The organism is Mesorhizobium sp. M2A.F.Ca.ET.037.01.1.1, assembly GCF_003998075.1.
GTDB lineage: Bacteria > Pseudomonadota > Alphaproteobacteria > Rhizobiales > Rhizobiaceae > Mesorhizobium.
Genome location: NZ_RZSA01001808.1, coordinates 1 through 448, shown reverse-complemented (window position 1 = coordinate 448; position 448 = coordinate 1). Strand labels below are relative to the sequence as shown.

1 protein-coding gene is annotated in these 448 nt (G+C 67.9%); it reads right to left on the bottom strand.

What is annotated here, in order from left to right:
• Positions 1–448 (bottom strand): ATP-binding protein (locus tag EOA27_RS39915; RefSeq protein WP_189562458.1); only part of this gene is annotated, 448 nt, incomplete at both ends.

The window sequence follows — 448 nt, the reverse complement described above, 5'->3', positions numbered from 1 at the left end:
GTTTGTCGATGAGGCGCGGGAAACGGCCATCGAGGCGGGCGAGCGCCAGGTCCTCGAACAGGCGTAGCACGCGCACATAGAGCACGGAATGATCGAGCCGTGCCGCTTGCCGGCCGAAGGCGCAGGCCAACCACGACTTGCCGGTGCCGGTCTGGCCGGTGACGATCAAGTTCTCATGCGCCTTGAGCCATTCGCCTTGGGCGAGCGCCATGGTGTTGCGCCGGTCGAGCCCGCGCGACGCGGCAAAGTCGATGTCTTCGATACAGGCTTCGGGAAAGCGCAGCCTGGCTGAAGCGAGCCGGTTCCTGACGCGCTTGTCGGCACGCATGGCGACCTCGCGGTCGAGCATCAGGCCGAGCCACTCGTCGCGGCTGAGCTCGTTGGAGCTGCTCTGTTCGGCCAGCTCCCGCCAGGCGGCGGCCATGCCGGCCAGGCCGAGGGCCTGCAT